Below are 23370 nucleotides of genomic sequence, written 5' to 3'. Positions count from 1 at the left end.
GCTGGCCCGGGTCGGGAAGGGGTCAGGAGCGGTGGCGGCGGCGCAGGGCTGCGACTCCGGCCGTGGCGGCTCCGGCGGCGACGAGGCCGCCCGCGAGCGCCAGCAGTCCGACGGGCACCGAGCCCCCGGTCGCGGCGAGGTCGTCGGATGCTCCGGCCGAGCCCGCGGCACCGCCGGCACCGTCGACACCGTTGCCCGCGCCGCCGCCCGGGGTGCCGGGGGTGCCCGGGGTACCCGGGGTGCCGGGGGTGCCGGGGGTCCCCGGGGTGCCCGGATCGACCGGCGTGCCGGGGTCGACGGCCGCCGCGACCGGCGCGCTCTCGACCGCCGCAGCGTCGAGTGCGGTCACCACCCACGTCTCGTCCGCGGCGGCGACCGCCACGGCATCCGCATCCGCCGCGTCAGCCGCACCCACGGCATCCGCCGCTTCCACGGGCAGCGTGAACGCGAGGTCGGCGGCGCCACCTGCCCATACCGTGTCGACGAGGGTGCCGTCGCCGGCGACGATCTCGTCGGCCGTTCCCGTGCCGCGGTAGATCGCGTACTGCCGCGCTTCCGCAGCGTCACCCGCCTGCCAGGTGAGGCGACCGTCGGCCATCGCGACGCCGGTCGGCGCCGCGACCTCGCCATCGGACAGCCACGGCTTCGCCGGCACGATGGTCGGATGCGCGAACGCCTCGGCGCGGAGCAGCTCGATCGCGCTGTTCTTCGCCTGGTTCTTCGGCTGCTGATCGGCGGGGAGCGCCGCGATGTTGCTCGGCTTCATGTCGTTGTAGCTGAAGAGCACGCTGCCGTCGATGCCGTCGAGCTTCTGGTTGAAGCGGATCTGGTTCGGCACCTCCTCGGGGTTCATCCACGCGGCCTCCCATCCGCCGTTGTTCACGTGCTTGTAGAGCGCGTGCCCGACGTACACCTGGGTGCGGCTCTCGGCGGCGGTGTCGCTCCACCACTGCGCGAGCTCGCCGTACGGTGCGGCCGCCTGGTCGAAGCTCCAGTAGATCTGCGGGGTGACGTAGTCGATCAACTCGTCCTGCACCCAGCCGCGGGTGTCGGCGAAGACCGCGCTGCTGTAGGTCTGCGACGAGCCGATCGGGGTGTTCGACCCGGCGGGGTTGAGAGCCTTGTGCTCCCAGATGCCGAACGGGCTGATGCCGAGCTGCACGGCCGTGCCCGCTTCGGCGTTGTGGGAGTCGATCGTGGCCGCGACCTGCTCCACGAGGCCGGTGATGTTGTCGCGGCGCCACGCCTCGATGCCCGCGGCGGTGTCGGGGTAGTCGGCGGTGAGGCCGAACTCCTCGAACGTGGCGCGGTCCTCTCCGGCCTGGCCGAAGAACACGTTCACGCCGTCGACGGTGATGCGGTACGGGTAGAAGTAGTCGTCGAAGTGGATGGCGTCGACGTCGTAGTTCTCGACGATCTCGGCGACCGAAGCCGCGACGTAGGCGGGAACCTCGGGCTGGCCGGGGTCGAGGAACAGCTTCTCCTCGAACGACAGCACCCAGTCGGGGTGCTGCACGGCGAAGTTGTCGTCGGCTAGGATGCCCGCCTCGTTCAATGCCGCGATGTAGGCGGGGATGGAGAGGGCCTTCACCTCGTCGGCCGTCATGCCCAGGGCGGTGAGGATGGCGGGCGCCGTCATTTTCGTGTTCGTAACGCGGTAGGGGTTGAGCCAGGCGTGGAACTCCATGCCGCGGGCGTGGGTGGCCTCGACCATCTTCTTCAGGGGGTCGTAGCCGGGGTCGGTGCCCTGCAGGCCGCCGAGGAACTCCGACCACGGGTTGAGCTCCGAGGGGTAGTACGCGTCGAGCAGCGGGCGCACCTGGAAGATCACGGCGTTCATGTTCCACGACTCGAAGTCCTCGAGCACGGTGGCGTACTTCGCGTCGAAGTCGGCGGCATCCGCGGGCTTGCCGAAGTTGAGGTTGCCGATCGTGCCGACCCACGCACTCGAGAAGCGGCGGTTCTCGGCCGCGAGCGCAGTGGGGATCGAGACCTGCTCCCCCGAACCGGGGTAGGTGTAGACCGGATCGGTGCCGTAGCCGTAGGCCCCGGCGGCGTCCTTCACGAACTTGTAGAGCGGCTCCTCGTCGGGAGCGGCGGCGGCAGCGGCGGTCGGGATGCCGAGCAGCAGGGCGGCGGCGGTCGCGGCGGCAAGGGTTCTTCTCGACATCGAGTCCTCGTTCACGTCGGTGTTCACGGCGATAATCATTTCCACCAAGCGCATTGTTAGTGGAATTAACTAACAGCGTGCCACAGCATCCGCGAGAAGGCCAGACCCCTGCCGCCGGCACGACGAAGGGGCCCCGACCATCCGGTCGAGACCCCTTCGGGACGTCGTCGTCAGCTGACGGGGCTGAGCGTCTTCGCGATGTGCGTGTGCACGGCGGTCAGCCACGAGAGCAGGAACTCGGTGGTGGACTCGTCGGTCACCTCGCCGTCCTCGGTGATGAGACCCTCGCGCATGTGCACGTAGGCCTCGGGCTGCGCCAGCTCGGGCGACGCGAGGAACGAGAGGATGGAGCGCAGGTGCTGCTGGGCGACGGCGGTGCCGATGGCGCCGATCGACGCACCGATCACGGCCGAGGGCTTGCCTGCGAAGCTGTTCTGACCCCAGGGACGACTCGCGGTGTCGAGGGCGTTCTTGAGCACGCCGGGCACGGAGCGGTTGTACTCGGGCGTGATCACGATGATGCCGTCGGCAGCCTCGATGGCCTGCTTGAAGGCGGCGGCCTCGGCGGGGATGGCGCCGTCGTTGTCGGCGGAGTAGAAGGGCAGGTCCGCGAGGGGGATCTCGGTGAGGTTCAGCCCGGCCTGCGGGGCGAGCTTCACGAGCGCCTTGGAGAGGCGGCGGTTGATCGAGGTCGACGAGATGCTGCCGACGAGGAATCCGACGTTGTAGGTGGTGGTCATGCGCGATCCTTCCGTTACATGCAGATGCATACACATTTAACCACTCCCACCCCCTCCCCTATTCCCCCGTCGGCTACTGTCCCCCTATGCCCTCCCTCGCCCCTCTGCGCTCCCGTCGCATTTTCTGTCGCCTTCCGCAGCGTCGAGCGACAGTTTTCGCGACGGGAGTGGTGGTTGGGGTGCTGGCGGTGGCGGGGCTGGTGGGGTGCGGGACCGGGGGCGAGGCGGGGATGCCGGGTGAGGCGGGGATGCCGGGTGAGGCGGGGATGCACGGCGGGTCGCGGATGCCGGGCGGGGCGCCGGACTACCAGCTCGGCGGCGCGTACGAACCGGCGGCGGGCGTGCGCATCGTGGGGCGCGACCGCGGCGCGGAGCCCGCCGAGGATGCCTGGTCGATATGCTACGTCAACGCCTTCCAGACGCAGCCGGGCGAACTCGATCTGTGGGACGACGACCTCCTGCTGCAGCGCGACGGGGCGCCGGTCATCGATCCGGACTGGCCGGACGAGGCGCTCGTCGACACGTCGGCACCCGAGAAGCGCGAGCGCATCGCCGCCCTCCTGACCCCGTGGATCGAGGGATGCGCGGATGCCGGCTTCGACGCGGTCGAGTTCGACAACCTCGACTCCTTCACGCGGTCGGACGGCGCGCTGACCCTCGACGACAACCTCGCCCTCGCGATCGTGCTCGTCGACGCGGCGCACGCGGCGGGGCTCGTCGCGGGGCAGAAGAACGCCGCCGAGCACGCCGAGGCCCTGCACGACCGCGCGGGCTTCGATTTCGCCGTCGTCGAGGAGTGCGCGGCGTACGAGGAGTGCGACGCGTACACCGACGTCTACGGCGACCAGGTGGTCGACATCGAGTACACCGACGAGCTGCCCCGGCCCTTCGCGGAGATGTGCGCCGACCCCGCGTCGCCGGACTCCATGGTGCTGCGCGACCGCGACCTGCGCACCCCCGACGACGAGGGCTACGTGTTCGAGGTGTGCGCCGACTGAGGCCCGCCGGGTTGTCAACCCGCAGACGGGAGGGCGACGGATGCCCCAGGCTGGAGCCTCCGACAGGAAGGACTCTCATGAGTGACGACAGCACGCCGGGCCCGAGCGCCTATCCCGACCAGCGTAGCCCGTACGACGCCGCCGCCGACGCGGCCGCCGAGCCCACGGACGACGACAAGGTCTTCACCCCGGACGACGGCGAGGACGCCGGCCCCGACGACACCGACGGTCTCGACCAGAGCCCCAGCCTCCGCCGCTAACCCCCTCCCCCCTAACCCCCCTCCCCCCCCCGCACGCACGGATGCGGGATCGATATGTCAGGCCCAGGGCCGTTTTAAGAAGACATATCGATCCCGCATCGCGGGGTGCCCGGGGGCCGGGCGGGGGGATGCTCAGATGCGGTCGTCTTCGACGACCGTCGTCGTGCCGCGGGTCCGGCTGCGACGCGAGACGAGCAGGATGATGCCGATGATCGCCGTGATGGCGCCCGCGGCCATCAGGATGTAGCCGACGAGGTCGAGGTTCACCCAGTCCACCTGCACATTGAGGGCGAACGCGAGGATCGCGCCGATGACGAACAGGACGATTCCGGTTCCGATGCTCATAGCGTGTTCTCCTTCCGGCGTCCCACGACGCCGTCGACCCATGGTGGCGCTCCCACCGCATTGTCAGGAAGGGGTTGACACGGCGGTATGGAGCATCCGCGCCGTCTCGTCAAGTCCCTTCAGGGGCGGCTCCGCGCGAGCGACACTGCGGCAGATCGATCCGACAGGAGCATGAGATGTCTGCACCCGCCCCCGCCCTCGATACCCGCACCGGCACCGACGCCGTGCGCCTCACCCCGCGCGGTCCGCTCAGTGCCGCCGTGCTGAACCGCCTCACCGATTCGGCGCACGCGGCTGCGCGCCACGGCATCCCCCTCGCCGTGCAGGCCGCCGACGCGCTCGACGCGGCCGACGAGGTCGTGCGCGACGACGACGTGCAGTTCGCCCTCTTCCTGCTCTACGCGTCGTCGTACGGGTCTCTCCCCCAGCTCGACGCCGAGCTCGAGTGGGACGCCGAGCTCATCGAGGCCCGTCGCGTGCTCGAAGCGGGATTCGAGAGCGAGCTGCGCGCGACCGTGCCGATGCCCGTACTCCCCGAGCCGACGGTGGATGCCGTGGGCCGCGCGCTCTTCGCCCTCGCCGCCGCCGACTCGGGCCCCAGCCTGTCGCGGTTCATCGCGAAGAAGGCGACGCGCGAGCAGGCGACCGAGATGCTCGTCCAGCGCTCGGTGTACACGCTGCGCGAGGCCGACCCGCACTCGTGGGCCATTCCGCGGCTCACCGGTCGGGCCAAGGCCGCGCTCGTCGAGATCCAGTCCGACGAGTACGGCGGCGGGCGGGCGGACCGCGTGCACCAGAACCTCTTCGCGGCGGCGATGCGCGCCGCCGGCCTCGACGCGACCTACGGCGCCTACGTCGACGACGTGCCGGCCATCACGCTCGCGTCGTTCAACCTCATGTCGTTGTTCGGCCTGAACCGTCGGCTCGTCGGCGCCATCGTCGGCCATCTCGCCGCATACGAGATGACCTCGTCGATCCCGTGCCGGCTGTACGCCGACGGGCTGCGCCGGCTCGGCTTCGATCAGGACGTCGTGGAGTACTTCGACGAGCACGTCGAGGCGGATGCCGTGCACGAGCAGATCGCCGGACGCGACCTCGCCGGCGCCCTGGCCGAGGATCACCCCGAACTGCTCGAGGACATCTTCTTCGGCGCCGCCGCCTGCCTCACGGTCGACGGCTGGATGGGCGGGCACGTGCTCGACGCCTGGACCGCCGGCGAGTCGTCGCTGCGCGGAGCGGGTGGTGCTGCGGGCGCGGGTGGTGCTGCGGGCGCGGGTGGTGCTGCGGGCGTCGGGAGCGCGTCATGAGCGCCGACCGCGAGCGCGCGACGGTCACGCCGTATCCCGACGGCCCGCTCCTGGTGCGCGGCGACATCGAGCTGCGTCGTGCCGACGGCGAGGTGATCGAGACGACGCGCCGCACGGTCGCCCTCTGCCGATGCGGCCTGTCGACCATCAAGCCCTTCTGCGACGGCACGCACAAGGCGTCGGGGTTCCGCACCGACGACGAGCTGCGGTAGTCCCGGCGGCGGGGCCGCGAGCGTCCGGTCCCGCGGGGAGCATCCGATCCCCCGGCCGGGAGCATCCGGTCCCCCGGCCCCGCCGCCCACCGGCGCCTGCACGGATTCTCCCCACCTGCACGGAGGATGAGACGGATGCTCCGTGCATCCGCGAGAAGTCCATGCAACTGGCCGCAGGGCCGGGAGGCCGCGGGGCGGGGACGGCGCGGACGGGAGGGCGTCAGCCGTCGAGCGTCGCCAGGTGCCGGTCGAGCACGGCGGCGACGCGCGCGGCCTCGTCGGGCTCGCGACTCCAGAGCAGCTGCAGAGCGAGACCGTCGAGCAGGGCGTGCAAGCGGTCGGCCTCGGCCTCGGCATCCGTCATCGCGCGCGCGGCACCCGACCGCGCCAGCTCGCCGAGCGCGAGAACGCACACCTGTCGCACCCCGTCGCTGAGCTGTCGCACCGAGTCCTGCAGCGAGGCGTCGGTCAACGCGAGACTGCCCAACTGCATCTGCACGATCATCTCGGCGCGCCGCGTCTCGTCGAGGGGCAGCACCTCCCGCAGAACAGCGCGCACGAGCGGAAGCCCCTCCCCGGAATGCGCACGGATGCGGCCACCCACCACCTGCTGGATCCGGTCGAGGCAGAACGAGCGTAGGGCGGCCTGGGTCGGGAACGCCCGGCGGAGCGACGCCGTCGCCAGCCCGGCCTCGTCGGCGACCTTGCGCACCGAGAGTCCGGCCACTCCCTCGCGGACGAGCACCCGCCACGCCGCGTCGCCGATCTCGCGGTCGCGCTCGGCGTGGTCGATCAGTCGGGGCATTCCCTCACCGTACCGGCACCGCCTGCGTGGTCGGCTTCTTCGGCCACAGGGTGTAGCTGATCGCCCAGATCAGGTCGATCGCCACGATGATCCCGAGGATGCGGAAGAACCCCAGCAGCTGCTCCGTGCGGGCCGGGTCGCCGACCACGAGGATGAGTCCCCCGAGGATGCCCGCGGCGATCGCGGCCGCCAGCAGGGTGCGCACGACGTCTTTCCAGCACGCCGCCGTGTACGCCCATCCGGTCAGTGGCGCACGCGGCGGGGCTCCGTCGAACCGGGTCGCGAACTTGGCGTCGAGCCACGCGATCATGCGGTGCCCGTAGGCGACGGAGATGCCGATGTAGAGCGCGGCCAGTCCGTGGTGCCACGACGCGGTCCCCCCGCCGAGCAGGTCGACGGCGACGAGCGCGAGCAGCACGAGGTCGATGACGGGGGCGGCGACGAGTAGCGCGGCGCCGAGCCGGGGCTTGCGGGCGATGTAGCGCACCGAGAGTCCGGCCACGAGCGCGAGCCAGAACCCGATCTCGCAGGCGATGATGGCGGCGAGGATCATGGGCGGATGCATCCGTTCGAGGTCATGCAGTCAAATTAGCACGCTCGTGCTAAAACGAATACATCGTGCATCTGCAGGCTCCGCCGCGATCTGCAGGCGCGATGCGGCGATACGCGTCTGCAGATGGTCGCGGCGCCTGCACATCGCGCACAGTCCACCCCCGCCACCCGGCGTGAGGGACGGGCGTCAGGCGCGCGCGGCCGCGGTCGAAGCCCGCACGATCAGCTGGGAGTTCAAGGTCGCGACGTCACCGAGGGCCGCCCCGCCGATCGCCTGCAGCAGCAGATCGACCGCGAGCGCCCCGCAGCGCTCGATCGGCATCTGCACCGTGGTGAGACCGGGGGTCACCGCGCCGGCCAGGTCGATGTCGTCGATGCCCACGATGCTGATGTCGTCGGGGCACGTCACCCCGAGTTCCGACATCCCCGCCTCGAGCCCGAGGGCGACGAGATCGTTGTAGGCGACGACGGCGGTCGCTCCACTGGCCGCGGCGAGCGCTGCGGCGGCGCGCCCTCCCTGGATCGATGCGGCGTGGTGGCTGAGCCGGGTGAGGCGGATGCCGTGGCGCTCGCAGGCCCGCGCGATGGTGTCGAAGCGCCGCACGTCGGCCCACGACCCGCGCGGCCCCGAGGCGTAGGCGATGTGCGCGTGGCCCAGCGCGACGAGGTGCTCGACGGCCTGGGTCGGGCCGTACTCGGTGTCCATGACGACGCAGGGAACCCCGTCGATCACGCGGTTGGCGATGACGGCGGGCGTGCGTCCGATCAGAGTGCGCACCTCGTCGTCGGGCAGTCGAGGGGAGCACAGCAGGATGCCGTCGAGCTTGCGGGCCTGCTCGATCTGCTCGCGCTCCCGCCGGAGGTCTTCATCGGCGTCGAACAGCACGATCCGGTGGCGACCGTGCCAGGCCTGCCCCTGGATCGCCTTGAGGAGCATGCCGTACACGGGGTTGGCGACGTCGGGCACGAGCACGCCGATCGTGCGGGTCGCGGCGGAGGTCTGCGCGCCGACGTATCCCAGCTCGCCCGCGGCGTCGAGCACGCGGCCGAGCGTGTCGGGGGCGAGGCGGTCGGGCTCTCCGAAGGCGCGCGAGGCCGTGGCGATCGAGACGCCTGCGCGCTTCGCCACGTCGGTCAGTGTCGCCGCCATTTTCAGCCCTCCGGTTCGCCGCAATCCTATGGCACGGCCTCTCCGATGAAAGCAAGTTGACAAGTTTGTACAAATCGCTCACACTGATTTTCATGACGATCAACGCCGATCTCCGGATCCTCGGCCGCGCCACCCCCGCCGCGGTGGCCCCGTCGGCCTCACCCACCGGTGCCGGCATCCTGCACCTCGGGCTCGGCAGCTTCCACCGCGCCCACCAGGCCGTGTACACCGCCGCAGCCCTGCAGCAGCAGCCGGGCGCCTGGGGCATCGTCGGCGTCGCCTCCCGCTCGCGCTCCATCGTCGACGGCCTGCACGCCCAGGACTTCCTCTACTCCGTCGCCACCATCTCCCCCGCCGGCACGACGCTCGCGATCCCCGGCGTGCACACCGACGCCTTCGTCGGCGCCGAGCAGCCCGACCGCGTCGTGGCGCAGCTCGCCGACCCGGGCATCCGCATCGTGACCCTGACCGTCACCGAGAACGGCTACAGCTACTCCGCCGCGACCGAGCGCCTCGACCTCGACGACACCGGCATCCGCGCCGATCTCGCGGGCGGCGCCCCGCGCACCACCATCGGCCAGCTGGCCCGCGGACTGCAGGCCAGGGCGGCGACCGGCGCGCCGGTCTCGGTGCTGAGCTGCGACAACCTCGCCTCGAACGGCACCCACACCGAGAAGCTCGTGCGGGAATTCCTGCAGGCGCTGCCGCACGGCGAGGGCGACGAGACGCTGGCGTTCCTCGACGCCGCCGTGACCTTCCCGTCGAGCATGGTCGACCGCATCGTGCCCGCGACCACGGCGGCGCTCCGCGACGAGGTCGACTCCCTGCTCGGCGCACGCGACAGCGTTCCCGTGCCGGCCGAGCCCTTCACCATGTGGGCGATCGAAGACCGCTTCGCCGTCGGCCGCCCGGCCTGGGAGGCGGGCGGCGCCGTGTTCACCGACGAGGTGGGCCGCTACGAGCAGATGAAGGTGCGGCTGCTGAACGGAACGCACTCGCTCATCGCCTACCTCGGCGCGCTGCGCGGCGCCGAGACGATTCCGGCCGCCATCGTGCAGACGCCCATCGCCGCGGCGGCCCGCGCGATCATCCGCGGCGAGTACGAGCCGTCGATCGAGATCCCGACCGGGGTCGACATCCGCGCGTACGAGAACGAGCTCTTCGAGCGCTGGGCGAACAGCGCGCTCGGTCACCGCACGAGCCAGGTCGGCTCCGACGGATCGGTCAAGCTGCGTCAGCGCATCCCCGAACCGGCGCTGCTCGCCCTGGGCCAGGGGCGGATGCCCCACCTCATCGCGCTCACGGTCGCCGGGTACCTGTCGTGCCTCGCCCCGCTCGCCGGCTTCGAGCCGGGACCGCACGCGGCGGCGATGACCGACCCCGCCCGCGAGCGGCTCGCCGCCTTCGCCGGCACGGTGCGCGACGGCGCCGAGCTCGCCCGCCGCGTGATCACAGACCTGCAGCTCTTCGGCTCGGCGCTGGCGCATCAGGACGCCTTCATCGCCCGTGTCGGTCAGCTCGTCGACACCATCCACCGCAGCGGCGCCGACGCCGCCCTCGCCGACGCCACCTCGGCCGCCGAAGAGGGCATGCTCGACACACGCACCCCCACGAAGGAGACCCGCTGATGAAGTCGCTCGTCATCCACGGCAAGGAAGACATCCGCTGGGAGGACCGGGACGCCCCGGAGCCCCGCGACGGCGAGGTGCGGCTGCGCGTCGGTTTCGTCGGCATCTGCGGCTCCGACCTGCACTACTACTTCCACGGCGCGAACGGCGAGTACACGATCCGCGAGCCCCTCGTGCCCGGCCACGAGCTCTCCGGCGTCGTCGACCTCGACCCCTCCGGTCGCCTCGCGCCCGGCACGCCCGTCACCGTGCACCCGGCCCGGTACGGCGCATCGGTGCCCGGCCTCGAAGAGCGCCCGCACCTGCGCCCCGGCGGCGACTACCTCGGCAGCGCCGCCGCCGACCCGCACCGCCAGGGCGGGGCATCCGAACTGCTCATCGTCGAAGACCACATGGTGCGCGTGCTGCCCGAGGGACTCCCCCTCGAGCGCGCCGCCCTCGCCGAGCCGCTCGCGGTCGCCCTGCACGCCGTCGGCCTCGCCGGCGACGTGACCGGTCGGCGCGTTCTGGTGATCGGGGCCGGCCCGATCGGCCTGCTCGTCGTCGCCGCCGCCGTCCACGCCGGAGCCGCGGTGGTCGGCGCGAGCGACGTGCGCGCCGAGCCGCTCGACCGCGCACAGGCGCTCGGCGCCGCCGAGGTCGCCCTCGTGGGCCGCGACACGATCGACCCCGAGTCGTACGACGTCGTCTTCGAGTGCTCCGGCGTCGGCGCCGCGCTGACCCAGGCGGTGCGCGCCGCCCGCCGTGCCGGCACGGTCGTGCAGGTCGGGATGCTGCCGAACGCCGAGATCGGCGTGAACCTCGCGCCGATGCTCGCCAAGGAGCTCACGATCCGCGGGGCCTTCCGCTTCTCGACCGAGATCGACGACGCCGTGCGCCTGCTCGCCGAGTCGGACGCCCTCGACCCCGTCGTCTCGCACGTGATCCCGGCATCCGATGCCGTGCGCGCCTTCGAGCTGGCCCGCGACTCGTCGGCCTCCGCGAAGGTCCTGCTCTCCCTCTAGCGTCACCCGCCGCCCCGCGGCACCCATCCGTTCCCCGGTCCGAAGGAGTACCCCCATGTCAGACGCCCAGACCACGGCCCCGGCGGTCGATCCCGCCGAGAAGAGGTCGATCCGCGACCTCGTGCGGGCCGCCATCTCCGGATGGCTCGGCACCGCGCTCGAGTTCATGGACTACCAGCTCTACTCGCTGGCGGCCGCGCTCGTGTTCGCCGACCTGTTCTTCTCGTCCGAGAACCCGGCGGTCGCGGTCGTCGCCGCGATGGCCACCTACGGCGTCGGCTACGTCGCCCGCCCGGTCGGCGCGTTCTTCTTCGCCCGCCTCGGCGACCGCACCGGCCGCACGAAGGTGCTGTTCTACACGATCCTGCTCATGGGCCTCGCGACCACCCTGATCGGCGTGCTCCCCACCTACTCGCAGGTCGGCATCCTCGCCCCGATCCTCCTCGTCCTGCTGCGCATCGCCCAGGGCTTCGGCGCGGGAGCCGAGATCTCCGGCGCCGGCGTGATGCTCGCCGAGTACGCCCCGGCCAAGCGCCGCGGCATCATCGCCTCGCTGGTCGCCCTCGGCACGAACTGCGGCACGCTGCTCGCCTCGGGCATCTGGGCCATCCTCCTCGTCGCCTTCAGCGAAGACGAGGTCATCGAGTGGGCCTGGCGCATCCCGTTCATCGCCAGCGCGGTCATCATGCTCTTCGCCATCTGGGTGCGTTTCAACCTCAAGGAGACCCCCGTCTTCGAGGAGCGCGACGACGTCGTCGACGGCAAGGCCCTGTCGAAGGAGGAAACGATCCGTCTCGCGACAGAGACGGGCGACATCCGCACGCTCGAGTCGATGCAGCGCAAACCGTGGAAGGCGTTCTCGATCGCGTTGCTGCTGCGCTTCGGTCAGGCCGGCAACTCGGGCATGATCCAGACGTACCTCATCAGCTACATCACCGTCGTGCTGCTGCTCGACCGCTCGATCGGCGTCAACGCCGTGATCGTCTCGTCGCTCGTGGCCTTCATCACGGTGCCGCTGTCCGGCTGGCTCGGCGACCGGTTCGGCCGCAAGCGCATGTACATGGTCTGGGCCGTCATCGCGCTCATCGTGATCGTCCCGACGATGCTCATGATCAGCAGCAAGGACACCCTGCAGGTGTTCGTCGGCTACGTGGTGCTGCACAACCTCGCCGTGATGAGCTTCGCGTCGCTCGAGAACCTCACGCTCCCCGAGATCTTCGGCGCCCGCAACCGCTACACCTACACCGCGATGGCCCGTGAGATCGCGGCGATCGTCGCCACCGGCGCGGGTCCCGTGATCGCCGCCGCCTGGGTGTCGGCCGTCACCGGCTCGTTCATCCCGATCATCCTCATGCTCGTGTTCTTCACGCTCTGCGCGCTCGTCGCGTCGATCTGGATGCCCGAGGTCGCCGGTCGCGACCTGACCGACCCGCGCGACGCCATCTGACCCGCACACACCACCACCCGGGGGCGGTCCGCGACACCGCGGACCGCCCCTCTCTCTTCGAGGAGGACGACATGGCCATCGCGCACGTCGACGTCATCATCACCAGTCCAGGGCGCAACTTCGTCACGCTCAAGATCACCACTACCGACGGGATCGTCGGCTGGGGCGACGCGACCCTCAACGGGCGCGAGCTCGCCGTCGCGTCGTACCTCTCCGACCACGTCGCCTCGACGCTCGTCGGCCGCGACGAGGACCGCATCGAAGACACCTGGCAGTACCTGTACCGCGGCCCCTACTGGCGCCGCGGCCCCGTCACGATGGCCGCGATCGCCGCCGTCGACATGGCACTGTGGGACATCAAGGCGAAGAAGGCAGGGATGCCCCTCTACCAGCTGCTGGGCGGCGCGAGCCGCGAGGGCGTGCGGGTGTACGCGCATGCTTCGGGCACCGACTACGCGGCGCTGAAGAACGCGATCGCCGGCTACCAGGAGCTGGGCTACACCGCGGTGCGCGTGCAGACCGGCGTGCCGGGCCTCGGCCAGATCTACGGCGTCTCGAACGCCGGGCCGGGCGTGCGCTACGACTACGAACCCGCCAAGCGCTCGGGCGACCGCCCCGCCGAGGAGCGCTGGGACACCCGCAACTACCTGAACCACATGCCGGGTGTGTTCGCGAGCATCCGCGAGGACTTCGGCACCGACCTGCGCATCCTGCACGACGGGCACCACCGCCTGTCGCCGATCGAGGCCGCGCGCTTCGCGAAGGACATCGAGCCCTACGACCTGTTCTGGCTCGAGGACTGCACCCCGGGCGAGGACCAGACGGCCCTGCGTCTCGTGCGCCAGCACTCGACGACCCCCCTGGCGATCGGCGAGGTGTTCAACTCGGTGCACGACTACCAGACCCTGATCACCGAGCGGCTGATCGACTACGTGCGCTCGGCGGTCACCCACACCGGCGGCATCACGGCGATGAAGAAGCTGCTCGACTTCGCGGCGATCTACGGCATCAAGTCGGGCATCCACGGCCCCACCGACATCTCCCCGGTCGGCATGGCCGCCGCCCTGCACCTCGATCTGGCGATCCACAACTTCGGCATCCAGGAGTACATGCCGCACAACGCGCAGACCCTCGAGGTCTTCCGCACCTCGTTCACGTTCGACCAGGGCTTCCTGCACCCGAGCGACCAGCCCGGTCTGGGCGTCGAGCTCGACGAGGAGGCCGCGGCCGGTCACGAGTACACCAAGGCGTACCTGCCGGTGAACCGTCTGCTCGACGGCACGGTGCACGACTGGTAGGACCCCGCGCAGACGTCGGCCCCGGCCGCGACCTCACGGTCGCCCCCGGGGCCGATGTGCGTCAGGATTCGGGGAGTTCGAGCACCTCGTCGGTGAGGGTGATGCCGCCGGACGAGTTGGCCGACATCATGAGCTGCTCGATCCACTTCACGTTGAGCTGCGGGGGTTCGGGGTCGTCGAAGACGAAGCGCAGCGGGATCGACGGGTGCAGCCAGATGGTCTCACGCCCGTGCTCGCCGTTCTCGGGGTCGCGCCACGACAGCGTGAAACTCTCGTTGCGGCGCAGCTTGGTCGCGATGGCGACCTTGAGGTGAGCGAGTGCGCGGTCCTCGATCGGAATGCCGTCGTTCGATCCGCCGTAGCGCAGAGTTCCCATGGGAGCACCCTAGCCCGGTCGTCGACGTGCGGTGACCCCGCTTCGCGACGGGGAGCCGTGCGCGCGCCCGATCCGATGACACCGGACGCAGAACCCCACGTCCGCGCTCATCGCGCGCGCACCCGGATGCGACGGTGGGAAGACCACGATGCGATCCACATGATCGCGCCTCATGACACGGGTTCCGGTGGCCGGAGTGAGGAGCCTCTCATGGGCAAGTTCATCTACGAGGGCAACGTCAAGACCGAGATCGAGGACCGCGCGCTCACGCACCTGCAGCTCGTGATCACCGCCAAGCTCCGCCGCGGCGAGCCCTTCGCCTTCACGTGGAAGGAAGACCCCAGCATCGGCGGCGGCCGCACCACCGTGTGGATCCACGCGGGCAGCGCGATCGTGTACAAGTACCACGGCAGCCGCCAGCCCTCGGTCAACCGCGAGTGGGTCGAAGCTCTCGCCTTCACGGCGAACGGCCCGAACGGTCTCTACCTCGTTCCCGAACCCGCCGAGGGCGTCGCGACCGAGCGACTGGGCCTGTCGACGCACGTCTGACGCCGCTGTCATCGCCATCGCTATCAAGCGCTCGGCGATGACACAACCCCCTCAGCGACGCCGACCCGATGGAGTTAGCGTCACCTTATGGACGGGGCGAGGACGATGGCACGGGCACACATCGAGATCGATGGCCACGACTTCCTGCTGGATCCCGATCGCGACCTCGTCGAGGTCATGGAACTGATCGAGAACGCCGCACGGTCGGAGCCGACGTTCGTCGACCTCTCCAGCGGTGAGGAACTCGTGAGCGTGCTCGTCTCGCCCGGCGCGAAGGTGATCGTCACGGTCGCCCACGAGAGCGTCGCCACCCCCGAGGAGGAGGCGCCCATCGCCCCCTTCTCGGACTGGGAACTCTGACCGGTCCGGTCGCCGACGAGAGGACAGCAGCGTGAGCATCGAGCAGGAGGCCCGTCGGGCCATCGTCACCGGGGCCGATTCGGGGATCGGCCGTGCGACCGCCGTCGCTCTGGCCGCGGCCGGCATCGACGTGGGCATCACCTGGCACAGCGATGAGCAGGGCGCGCACGAGACGGCCGAAGAGGTGCGCAGTCACGGCGCCCGCGCCGTCGTGGCGCGCCTCGACGCGGCCGACATCCCCGCCTGCGGCGACGTGGTCGACGCTCTCATCGCCGAGCTCGGCGGCGTCGACGTCTTCGTGAACAACGCCGGAACCGGCACCCAGACGCCCTTCCTCGACCTGACCCTCGAGCAGTGGAACCGCGTGGTCGACACCGACCTCACGGGCGCCTTCGTGTGTCTCCAGCGGGCCGCACGCGCCATGGTCGCGGCCGGTGGCGGGGGCCGCCTGATCTCGGTCACGAGCGTGCACGCCCACCAGCCGATGATGGGTTCGAGCGCGTACGACGCCGCGAAGCACGGACTCGACGGGCTCATGAAGAACCTGGCCCTCGAGCTCGGCGGCGCCGGCATCAGCGCCGTGAGCGTCGCCCCGGGCGAGATCGCGACCCCGATGACGGGGCAGACCGACGAAGACCCGCACGCCGCGGACCGCCCCGGCATCCCCCTCGGCCGCCCGGGCGACGCACGCGAGGTGGCCGCCCTCATCGCCTTCCTCGCCTCCCCCGAGGCCGCGTACATCTCCGGCGCCTCCATCGTCATCGACGGCGGGATGCTGCAGATGGGGCCGCAGGCCGGCGCGAGCATCACGTCGCACGACTGGCGCTCGGTCTGAGCGCCGCACGACCGTCGATGGACGCGCACCCCGGCGGCCTCACGACGACCGTCGTCATCCCCGTGAAGGACGATGCCGATCTGCTCGCCCGCTGCCTCGTCGCGCTCGCCGCGCAGACGCGCAGGCCCGACGAGATCGTGGTCGTCGACAACGGCTCGACGGATGCCTCGGCCGCCGTGGCGTTCGACGCCGGCGCGCGGGTGCTCGAATGCGCCGAACCGGGTATCGCGGCCGCATCGGCCACGGGCTACGACGTCGCCCGCGGCGATCTCATCCTGCGCCTCGACGCCGACTGCGTGCCCGACCCGAGCTGGGTGGCGGAGGTGCTGCGGGCCTTCGCCGACGAGCCGCACCTCGCGGCGGTCACGGGTCGCGCGCGCTTCACCGACGGCCCCGAGCGCCTGCGCGCCCCGCTCGCCGCGGTCTACCTCGGCGCATACACGCTCGTCACGGGCCTCGCCCTCGGGCATCGCCCGCTCTTCGGGTCGAACCTCGCGTTCCGCCGCGAGGCGTGGGTCGCGGTGCGCGACCGCATCCACCGCGACCCCGAGGTGCACGACGACCTCGACCTCGCCTTCCATCTCGGGGAGCACCACCGCATCGGGCTGCTGCCCGGCGACAGCATGGGCATGTCCATGCGGCCGTTCACGGCCGGTCGATTCGGGCGACGCGTGCACCGCGGGTTCCGCAGCGTCCTCGTGCACTGGCCCCGCGACTTCCCTCCTCTGCGGTGGACGCGGCTGCTCGCGCGGAGGGCGCGCCGCCCCGCCGCCGGCCCGATCCGCTCCCGCGCATGAGCGCGGCGGTGTCTCGGCTGCTCGGGCCGCCGGCGCGGGAGGACCTGCTCGTGACGACGTTCAACGTGCGCCGCGCGATGGAGGGACCTCTGGTCCGCCGACGCGACCGCTGGAGCCACCGCGCCCCGGCCGTCGCGGCGCTGCTGCGCACCGAGCGCCCGGCGGTGCTCGGCCTGCAGGAGGTGCGGCCGCGCATCCTGCCCGTGCTGCGCGACGCCCTCGGCCCCGAGTACCGGCGGATCGGCCGGGGGCGCGACGCCGACGGCGGCGGCGAGGGCAACCCGCTCTTCTTCGACGAGCGGCGGCTGTCTCTCGTCGACGCCGGGCAGCAGGCCCTCTCGCCGCGGCCCGATGAGCCGGGGTCGCTCGGCTGGGGCGCCCTCTTCCCCCGCACGGCCGTCTGGGGCGAGTTCGACGACCGCGTCACCGGCGCGCGCTTCCTCGCGGTCTGCACGCACCTCGATCCGTTCTCGCCGCGCGCCCGGCTGCGGTCGGCCGATGCACTGCGCTCCCTGGTGCACCGGCACGGCCTGCCGTCGGTGGTGATGGGCGACCTGAATGCGGGCGTCGACGCTCCGGCGGTGCGCGCACTGCTCGCCGACGGGATGCTGCGCGATGCGTGGGCCGTGGCCGAACGGCGCGCTACCCCGGCGTGGGGCACCTTCGCGGACTACCGGCCCCCGCGCGAGAACGGCCGCCGCATCGACCTCATCGCGGTGACGCCCGGCATCCGGGTTCGCGCCGCGGGCATCGATCCGCGTAGGTTCGAAGGACGCACGCCGTCTGACCATCTCGCCGTGCACACCCTCCTGCACCTCGCAGGTCGAGAGGACCCGCATGAAGGACGACTTCCTCCGGCCGCCCCGCACTCCCGCTGAGTGGGCGGCCGACGCTCTGCGCCTCCTCGGCGTGCTGGGCGTGGTCGCCGCCGCGATCTGGCTGCAGCCGACGGATGCGGGGATCGCCGCCCTCGCCCTGCCCGCACTCATGCTCCCCCGGATGCTCGGTCTCGCCGCCTGGTTCGACGTGGCCGCGTGCATCGTGGTGCTCGTGGCCGCATGGAGCAACGTGTTCGACCTCTACCGGTCGATCGCCGGGTGGGACCTGGTGCTGCACTTCGCCTGCACGGGCGTGCTCGCGATCGTCGCGGCGGTCATCCTGACCCGCACCCGCGTGGTGCCGCTCACCCGCGACGATGAGGTCCGCCGGCGCACGCCGATCGTGCTGCTGCCGCTCATCGCCCTGGCGATCAGCGCCGTGTGGGAGATGATCGAGTGGCTCGGCTGGGCGTTCATCAGCGACGACATCTACGTCACCTATCAGGACACCATCGGCGACATGGTGCTCGGCGGACTGGGCGGCGTCGCCGCGGGCATCCTGCTCGCCCTCGTGCGCGTCGGCCGACCCGCGGGCCGCGATTCGTGGACGCCGTCGAACAGCTCTGGACACGGTTCGAGGACGGGCGCATAATCTGATTCACCTACATGGATCGGCAAAGGAGCATCCCATGAGCGAATCGACGCAACCCTCGGAGCTGTTCTCGTCGGAATCCGGCCCGACCGGCGCATCCATCACCGACTGGACCGACCTCGGACGCGAGATGTGGGCGTACCTCACCGGCCGCGGCGCCGCCGTGAACTACACCTTCGAGGACATGACGGTCGAGGTGCCCCGCGACATCGGCCCCGACGCGCCGCGGGCGACGTGGAAGTTCAACGGCACCCTGCGCGTCACCACCAGCGACAGCGCCTCCGGCGCCGGATCCCCCGACCCGGCCTGAACCCGGCCACGACCATGATCCGCCTCGACATCGACCTGCAGATCGAGCAGCTCGGCCCCGACGGCGACACGGTGTCGCAGTTCGACGTGCAGGCCGCGGGGAACGAGGTCGTCGTCCGGCTCGGCGACACCACGCGACTCAGCGGCATGTCGCGTCACGACCTCGCCGCACTCGGACCCCTCGCCGACGGGCTCGCCCGACGGGGCATCCGCCTGCGCGTCGACGGCCCGAAGGGCACCCTCGTGCAGCTCGGCGACGTGAAGGCGGGACCGGTCGGGCGGGTCATCGCGGGGTCGCCGCACATCCGCCTCGGCAGTCCCGTCGCCCTCCTGACCGAGGCGCAGCGGCGCGACCGCGACGCCGGCTTCCGCATCCCGGCGCCCCCGGCGACTCCGCTCCCCCTCGTGCCGACCGTCGCGCGCCGGGTGCGGCGCCGCGTCACCACCACGCACTACATCCCCGGCTCCGGTCGTCCGCGGCTGATCTTCGCGGTGGGGGCGAGCGGCTGGGCCGGCAGCCGCCCGCGCGAGTTCGATCTGCTTCCCGACCGCACGCGCATCGGGTCAGGGCCCGACGCCGATCTGCGCCTGGAGGGGCTCGAGGCGATCCACGCCGAGATCCGCCACAACGAAGACGACGAGTACGTGCTGTACTCCTTCGCCCCCGTCGGCGGCGGCCGCCCCAATCTGCCGCACGGGTCGGACAACGCCCGCATCCTCCGCACGGGTTCGCGCATCGAGATCGGCACGTGGCGGCTCGCCTACTACCGCGAGGAGTTCGCCGACCACGGGCGCCCCTTCGGCGGGCGTCAAGGCGGCGAGTACGAGTTCCAGAAGCAGCAGCCGGTGCGACCGTACGGGTCGGGCGAGCTCGGCTGACGGCACGATCGCGTCAGGACCCCGCGACCCCGATCTCGTAGGCGAAGATCACCGCCTGTACCCGGTCGCGGAGTCCGAGGCCCCGCAGCACCTTGCCGACGTGGGTCTTCACGGTCGACTCCGACACGAACAGCCGCTCGGCGATCTCGGCGTTGCTCGCCCCCTCCGCCATCAGCAGGAACACCTCGCGTTCGCGCTCGCTCAGCACATCGAGGCGGCTCTCGTCGCGCGGTCGGCTGCGCGCGAGCGCCGGGGCGGCGAGCTGCACGAGGCGCGCGGTCACCCGCGGCGCCACCACCGCGTCGCCCCGGTGCACCGCCCGGATCGCATCGACGAGGTCGCTCGGCCGGGCGTCCTTGAGGAGGAACCCGCTCGCCCCCGCCTGCAGGCCGCCGAACGCGTACTCGTCGAGGTCGAACGTCGTCAGCACGATCACGCGGCACCCCGGCTGCATCGCCGTGATGAGCTCGGTGGCGCGGATGCCGTCCATGCCGGGCATCCGCACGTCCATCAGCACCACGTCGGGCCGCACGGCGCGCACGGCCTCGACCGCCTCTCGGCCGTCACCCGCCTCGCCGACGACCGTCAGGCCGTCCTCCGCGTCGAGCACCATGCGGAACCCCCGCCGCACCAGCTGCTGATCGTCGACCAGCAGCACCCGGATGTCGTCGGTCATCTCTCCCCCTCGCTTCGTAGGGCGATCGTGACGCCCCATCCTCCGCCGGGCCGCGGGCCCGCCTCCACCGTTCCGCCGTAGAGCGCCGCGCGCTCGCGCATGCCCACGAGCCCCCGGCCCGCCCCCTGAGAGGGCTGGCCGGCACCGGGGCCGTCGTCGGCCACCTCGATCGCGACGCCGTAGGCCGACCAGTGCACGTCGGCGCTCACCGTCGCGTCTCCCGCGTAGCGCAGGGCATTGGTGAGCGACTCCTGCAGCAGCCGGTACACGACGAGGCCGAGCGACGGGTCGGCGGTCGGCGTCCCCGTGGTGCGGAACGAGACCGCGAGACCAGCCGCACGGAAGCCGTCGACGAGCTCGGCCAGCTGATCGGCCCCCGGCTGCGGCATCCGTTCGGCCGGTCGGCCGTCATCCTCGTGCAGAACGCCGAGCAGGCGGCGCACCTCGGCGAGCGTGCGGCGACCGGTGTCGCCCACCTCGCGCATCGTCTCGGCCGCGGCATCGGGCCGGGCGCCGACCGCCGCGGCCGCCCCGTCGGACAGCGCGATCATCACGGTCACGCTGTGCGCGATGACGTCGTGCATCTCGCCCGCGATGCGGTTGCGCTCCTGCGCCGCGGCGATGACCGCCTGCTGGTCGCGCTCGAACGCGAGCCGCTCTGCGCGGTCGATCAGCGCCTGCGTGTAGCGGCGGCGCCCCCCGACGCTGGTGCCGATGAGCGTCGCGACGAGCAGCAGGATGACCATCGATCCCGCGCTGGTCAGGGATTCCCAGAAGCTCGGCGCCGGGCTGGCGGCGAAGAGCATCACCTGGGCGCGCGACCCGGTGAACGCGCCGACCACCCCGACCGCCGTCGCCACGCCGAAGCCGGTCCACGCCGCGCGCGACGACCGGTAGGCGCCGAGCGCGTACAGGCCGAACAGCAACGGCAGCAGCTCGGTCGCGGTCGGGATCGGCAACGGCACGAGCAGGTACGCGCATCCGACGACGACGAGCAGCCACGGCCGCGAACGCCGCAGCGCGACCGCGACCACGGCCAGCACGACGAGCGCGGCGGTGGGTACGACCCAGGCCTGCGGAACCGGCAGCCCCCACACCAGCGTGCGGTTCTCGGAGATCGAGTACCAGGAGGCCGCGACGCCGCCCGCGAGCGTCGGGATCGCGTAGACGAGCACGACGAACGTGTCGAAGAGCCGCGGATGCCGGTGCAGCCAACTGCGGAATCCTCCGGGCGGCTTGGGCAGGGGAAGGTCCCCGGTCGTCGCGACGACCGGGGACCTTCCTGCGCGGCGGATGCTCAGGCGTCCCGTCCCTTCAGTACGAAGGCACCGGCGACGAGCGGCACGGCGGCCCAGATCGCGAGCGTCAGCAGCGCGTCGGCGGTGCCGATCGCCGGATCGCCGAACATCGCGTTGCCCGGGATCGAGGTGAGCACCGACCCGGCGTTGGTCATGAGGTACGGCGACAGGTCGCCCACCCACTCGAGGAAGCCGCTCAGCAGCAGGAACACAGTCGGCAGCGCCAGCACGACGCCGACGACGATCGTGATGCCGCCGGCGCCCGAGCGCACGAGAGCGCCGATGCCGACGCCGAACAGCGCGACGAGGCCGACGAACAGCGGGGCGCCGAGCAGGGCCGTGAGCACCTCGATGTCGAACTGCGTCGCGTACCCCTTCGCGTCGAGGATCGCGGTCGCCGCCCCCCACGAGGCGAACACGCCGAGGAGGCTCACGAAGAACGTCCAGACGAACACCACGACCGACTTGGCCGCGAGCACCGGCAGGCGGCGCGGGACCGCGGCGAAGCTCGACCGGATCTGCCCGGTGGCGTACTCGCCCGAGAAGGCCAGCACGCCCTGGATGCCCGCGACGAGGATGCCGACCTGCACGCCGATCGTGGCGGGGAACACGGCGAGGTACTGACGCAGCTCCTCGCTCTCCGGCACCTCGCCGAACTCGGCGGTGCTCGCGAGCAGCACGGCGAGCCCCACCCACAGCACGAGGATGATCGCGGTGGTCCAGAACGTCGAACGCAGGCTGGTGAACTTGATCCACTCGGAGCGCAGCACGCCGGTGAGGCGCAGGCGGGCGTCGGAGCGGATGGACGCCGGGGCGGAAGCGATCGCGGTCATCGTGCACCTCCTGTCGTGGCCGGCACTCCGCCGGCGCGATACTCGACCTCGTCCTGCGTGAGAGCGAGGTACGCCTCCTCGAGCGAGCTCGAGACGGGCGTCAGTTCGTGCAGCGGGATGCCGGCATCGGCAGCCGCGTCGCCGATCTGCTCGGCCGAGACGCCCTGCAGGCTGATCGCTCCGTCGGGGAGCTGCGTGCCGACGATGCCGGGGAGCGCCGCGGCCAGGCGGTCGGGGTGCGGGGTGCGCACGCGCACGGTCTGGCCACCCGCCCCCGCGATGATCTCCGACACCGGGGCGTCGGCGAGCACCTGACCACGACCGAGCACGATGATGTGGTCGGCGGTCTGCGCCATCTCGCTCATCAGGTGCGACGACAGCAGCACGGTGCGCCCCTCGGCGGCGAGTCCGCGCACGAGGCGCCGCACCCAGGTGACGCCCTCGGGGTCGAGTCCGTTGACCGGCTCGTCGAGGATGAGGGTCTGCGGGTCTCCCAGCAGCGCCGACGCGATGCCGAGCCGCTGACCCATGCCGAGCGAGAAGCCGCCGACGCGCTTGCGCGCCACGCTCTCGAGCCCGGTGAGGGCGATGACCTCGTCGACGCGCTGCCGGCCGATGCCGTGCGTCGCTGCCTGGGCGCGCAGGTGGTTGTAGGCGGTGCGTCCCGTGTGCACGGCCTTCGCATCGAGCAGCACGCCGACCTCGCGCAGCGGGGCGCGGTGCTCGGCGTACGGCTTGCCGTTGACGGTGACCGTGCCGCTGGTCGGGCGGTCGAGTCCGACGATCATGCGCATGGTGGTCGACTTGCCGGCCCCGTTCGGGCCGAGGAATCCGGTGACGCGACCGGGCTGCACCGAGAAGTCGATGCCCCCGACCGCGGTCTTCGTGCCGTAGCGCTTCGTCAGCGCACGTGCCTCGATCATGTGTGTCCTCCACATCGGTGGTGGGAAGTTCCCCCCGTCCACACCACGCTAGAGACGGGCATCCCCCCTCCGCGTCCATCGCACGACGGAACCTGGAGGAAGCCAGTGGTACCTGGGTACCAGATGCCGGAGCCGTCGGGCCACTCGCA

At 71.5% G+C, this 23370-nt stretch carries 27 protein-coding genes; 16 read left to right on the top strand and 11 right to left on the bottom strand.

The features are described from left to right. Positions 1-22: 22 nt before the first annotated feature. Both AC3A3J_RS03200 and AC3A3J_RS03195 read right to left on the bottom strand, forming a co-directional pair. Positions 23-2209, bottom strand: a complete 2187-nt coding sequence (locus AC3A3J_RS03200) for a glycoside hydrolase family 10-like protein (protein ID WP_487670918.1) — start codon at positions 2207-2209, stop codon at positions 23-25. Between the two features lie 131 nt (positions 2210-2340). Continuing rightward, entirely contained in the window at positions 2341-2910 is a 570-nt protein-coding gene (locus AC3A3J_RS03195; protein ID WP_487670909.1) for an NADPH-dependent FMN reductase, read from the bottom strand. Positions 2911-3140: 230 nt separating this feature from the next. On the opposite strand from AC3A3J_RS03195, the gene AC3A3J_RS03190 reads away from it, so the two are divergent. Both AC3A3J_RS03190 and AC3A3J_RS03185 read left to right on the top strand, forming a co-directional pair. Further along, positions 3141-3908, top strand: coding sequence for an endo alpha-1,4 polygalactosaminidase (locus AC3A3J_RS03190; protein ID WP_487670917.1), 768 nt, complete (start codon positions 3141-3143; stop codon positions 3906-3908). A gap of 77 nt (positions 3909-3985) precedes the next feature. Beyond that, on the top strand, positions 3986-4168 hold the full coding sequence (locus AC3A3J_RS03185; RefSeq protein WP_487670908.1) for a hypothetical protein: 183 nt from the start codon (positions 3986-3988) through the stop codon (positions 4166-4168). A 132-nt stretch (positions 4169-4300) separates the two neighbouring features. Here the strand turns inward: AC3A3J_RS03185 and AC3A3J_RS03180 are convergent, their stop codons facing one another. Beyond that, entirely contained in the window at positions 4301-4513 is a 213-nt protein-coding gene (locus AC3A3J_RS03180; RefSeq protein WP_314649580.1) for a DUF6458 family protein, read from the bottom strand. 176 nt (positions 4514-4689) lie between these two features. On the opposite strand from AC3A3J_RS03180, the gene AC3A3J_RS03175 reads away from it, so the two are divergent. Together AC3A3J_RS03175 and AC3A3J_RS03170 are read left to right on the top strand one after the other, a co-directional pair. Further along, entirely contained in the window at positions 4690-5820 is a 1131-nt protein-coding gene (locus AC3A3J_RS03175; RefSeq protein WP_487670907.1) for an iron-containing redox enzyme family protein, read from the top strand. Beyond that, complete coding sequence (locus AC3A3J_RS03170; RefSeq protein ID WP_487670906.1) at positions 5817-6032, top strand: CDGSH iron-sulfur domain-containing protein; 216 nt, start codon at positions 5817-5819, stop codon at positions 6030-6032. Before AC3A3J_RS03175 ends, AC3A3J_RS03170 begins: the two co-directional genes overlap by 4 nt. A gap of 220 nt (positions 6033-6252) precedes the next feature. Here AC3A3J_RS03170 and AC3A3J_RS03165 read toward each other — a convergent pair whose 3' ends face one another. From AC3A3J_RS03165 to AC3A3J_RS03155, 3 genes are all read right to left on the bottom strand, one after another. Further along, a complete protein-coding gene (locus tag AC3A3J_RS03165; protein WP_487670905.1) occupies positions 6253-6837 on the bottom strand; it encodes a TetR/AcrR family transcriptional regulator in 585 nt (194 codons plus the stop codon). 4 nt (positions 6838-6841) lie between these two features. Further along, the gene (locus tag AC3A3J_RS03160) at positions 6842-7390 is read right to left on the bottom strand and encodes a hypothetical protein (RefSeq protein WP_487670904.1); all 549 of its coding nucleotides are present in this window, start codon (positions 7388-7390) and stop codon (positions 6842-6844) included. Positions 7391-7576: 186 nt separating this feature from the next. Beyond that, complete coding sequence (locus AC3A3J_RS03155; protein WP_487670903.1) at positions 7577-8518, bottom strand: LacI family DNA-binding transcriptional regulator; 942 nt, start codon at positions 8516-8518, stop codon at positions 7577-7579. Between the two features lie 113 nt (positions 8519-8631). Here AC3A3J_RS03155 and AC3A3J_RS03150 point away from each other — a divergent pair, with 113 nt between their 5' ends. The 4 genes from AC3A3J_RS03150 to manD all read left to right on the top strand — a co-directional run bounded on the left by AC3A3J_RS03150 (position 8632) and on the right by manD (position 13916). Next, a complete protein-coding gene (locus tag AC3A3J_RS03150) occupies positions 8632-10167 on the top strand; it encodes a mannitol dehydrogenase family protein (protein WP_487670902.1) in 1536 nt (511 codons plus the stop codon). After that, positions 10167-11171 (top strand): L-idonate 5-dehydrogenase, encoded by a 1005-nt coding sequence (locus AC3A3J_RS03145; protein WP_487670901.1) that lies wholly within the window; start codon positions 10167-10169, stop codon positions 11169-11171. The genes AC3A3J_RS03150 and AC3A3J_RS03145 overlap by 1 nt, the downstream gene beginning before the upstream one ends. A 55-nt stretch (positions 11172-11226) precedes the next feature. Beyond that, complete coding sequence (locus AC3A3J_RS03140; protein WP_487670900.1) at positions 11227-12618, top strand: MFS transporter; 1392 nt, start codon at positions 11227-11229, stop codon at positions 12616-12618. 71 nt (positions 12619-12689) lie between these two features. Then, a complete protein-coding gene (manD, locus tag AC3A3J_RS03135; protein WP_487670899.1) occupies positions 12690-13916 on the top strand; it encodes a D-mannonate dehydratase ManD in 1227 nt (408 codons plus the stop codon). Positions 13917-13977: 61 nt separating this feature from the next. On the opposite strand, the gene AC3A3J_RS03130 is transcribed toward manD, so the two are convergent. Next, positions 13978-14292, bottom strand: a complete 315-nt coding sequence (locus tag AC3A3J_RS03130; RefSeq protein ID WP_487670898.1) for a DUF7882 family protein — start codon at positions 14290-14292, stop codon at positions 13978-13980. Positions 14293-14502: 210 nt separating this feature from the next. Here AC3A3J_RS03130 and AC3A3J_RS03125 point away from each other — a divergent pair, with 210 nt between their 5' ends. From AC3A3J_RS03125 to AC3A3J_RS03090, 8 genes are all read left to right on the top strand, one after another. Continuing rightward, a complete protein-coding gene (locus AC3A3J_RS03125; RefSeq protein WP_487670897.1) occupies positions 14503-14841 on the top strand; it encodes a DUF7882 family protein in 339 nt (112 codons plus the stop codon). A 105-nt stretch (positions 14842-14946) separates the two neighbouring features. Beyond that, a complete protein-coding gene (locus AC3A3J_RS03120; RefSeq protein ID WP_487670896.1) occupies positions 14947-15201 on the top strand; it encodes a hypothetical protein in 255 nt (84 codons plus the stop codon). 31 nt (positions 15202-15232) lie between these two features. Continuing rightward, complete coding sequence (locus tag AC3A3J_RS03115; RefSeq protein WP_487670895.1) at positions 15233-16036, top strand: SDR family oxidoreductase; 804 nt, start codon at positions 15233-15235, stop codon at positions 16034-16036. A 17-nt stretch (positions 16037-16053) separates the two neighbouring features. After that, positions 16054-16833, top strand: coding sequence for a glycosyltransferase family A protein (locus AC3A3J_RS03110; protein ID WP_487670894.1), 780 nt, complete (start codon positions 16054-16056; stop codon positions 16831-16833). Beyond that, a complete protein-coding gene (locus AC3A3J_RS03105) occupies positions 16830-17711 on the top strand; it encodes an endonuclease/exonuclease/phosphatase family protein (RefSeq protein ID WP_487670893.1) in 882 nt (293 codons plus the stop codon). Before AC3A3J_RS03110 ends, AC3A3J_RS03105 begins: the two co-directional genes overlap by 4 nt. Continuing rightward, positions 17671-18303, top strand: a complete 633-nt coding sequence (locus AC3A3J_RS03100) for a DUF2238 domain-containing protein (RefSeq protein ID WP_487670892.1) — start codon at positions 17671-17673, stop codon at positions 18301-18303. The genes AC3A3J_RS03105 and AC3A3J_RS03100 overlap by 41 nt, the downstream gene beginning before the upstream one ends. Before the next feature lie 37 nt (positions 18304-18340). Continuing rightward, positions 18341-18613, top strand: a complete 273-nt coding sequence (locus AC3A3J_RS03095; RefSeq protein ID WP_487670891.1) for a hypothetical protein — start codon at positions 18341-18343, stop codon at positions 18611-18613. A 14-nt stretch (positions 18614-18627) separates the two neighbouring features. Beyond that, the gene (locus tag AC3A3J_RS03090; protein ID WP_487670890.1) at positions 18628-19491 is read left to right on the top strand and encodes an FHA domain-containing protein; all 864 of its coding nucleotides are present in this window, start codon (positions 18628-18630) and stop codon (positions 19489-19491) included. A 13-nt stretch (positions 19492-19504) separates the two neighbouring features. Here the strand turns inward: AC3A3J_RS03090 and AC3A3J_RS03085 are convergent, their stop codons facing one another. The 4 genes from AC3A3J_RS03085 to AC3A3J_RS03070 form a co-directional block, all read right to left on the bottom strand. Next, the gene (locus tag AC3A3J_RS03085; RefSeq protein ID WP_487670889.1) at positions 19505-20167 is read right to left on the bottom strand and encodes a response regulator; all 663 of its coding nucleotides are present in this window, start codon (positions 20165-20167) and stop codon (positions 19505-19507) included. Then, the gene (locus AC3A3J_RS03080) at positions 20164-21342 is read right to left on the bottom strand and encodes a sensor histidine kinase (RefSeq protein WP_487670888.1); all 1179 of its coding nucleotides are present in this window, start codon (positions 21340-21342) and stop codon (positions 20164-20166) included. The genes AC3A3J_RS03085 and AC3A3J_RS03080 overlap by 4 nt, the downstream gene beginning before the upstream one ends. A gap of 122 nt (positions 21343-21464) precedes the next feature. Next, positions 21465-22298, bottom strand: coding sequence for an ABC transporter permease subunit (locus tag AC3A3J_RS03075; RefSeq protein WP_487670887.1), 834 nt, complete (start codon positions 22296-22298; stop codon positions 21465-21467). Then, positions 22295-23221: an ABC transporter ATP-binding protein gene (locus AC3A3J_RS03070; protein ID WP_314649627.1), complete on the bottom strand. Its 927-nt coding sequence runs from the start codon at positions 23219-23221 to the stop codon at positions 22295-22297. The genes AC3A3J_RS03075 and AC3A3J_RS03070 overlap by 4 nt, the downstream gene beginning before the upstream one ends. Between the last annotated feature and the right edge of the window lie 149 nt (positions 23222-23370).

Source organism: Microbacterium sp. Soil_N32, from assembly GCF_057655505.1.
Note: the sequence above shows the minus strand (reverse complement) of the source record. Positions and strands in the feature narration are given on the sequence as shown.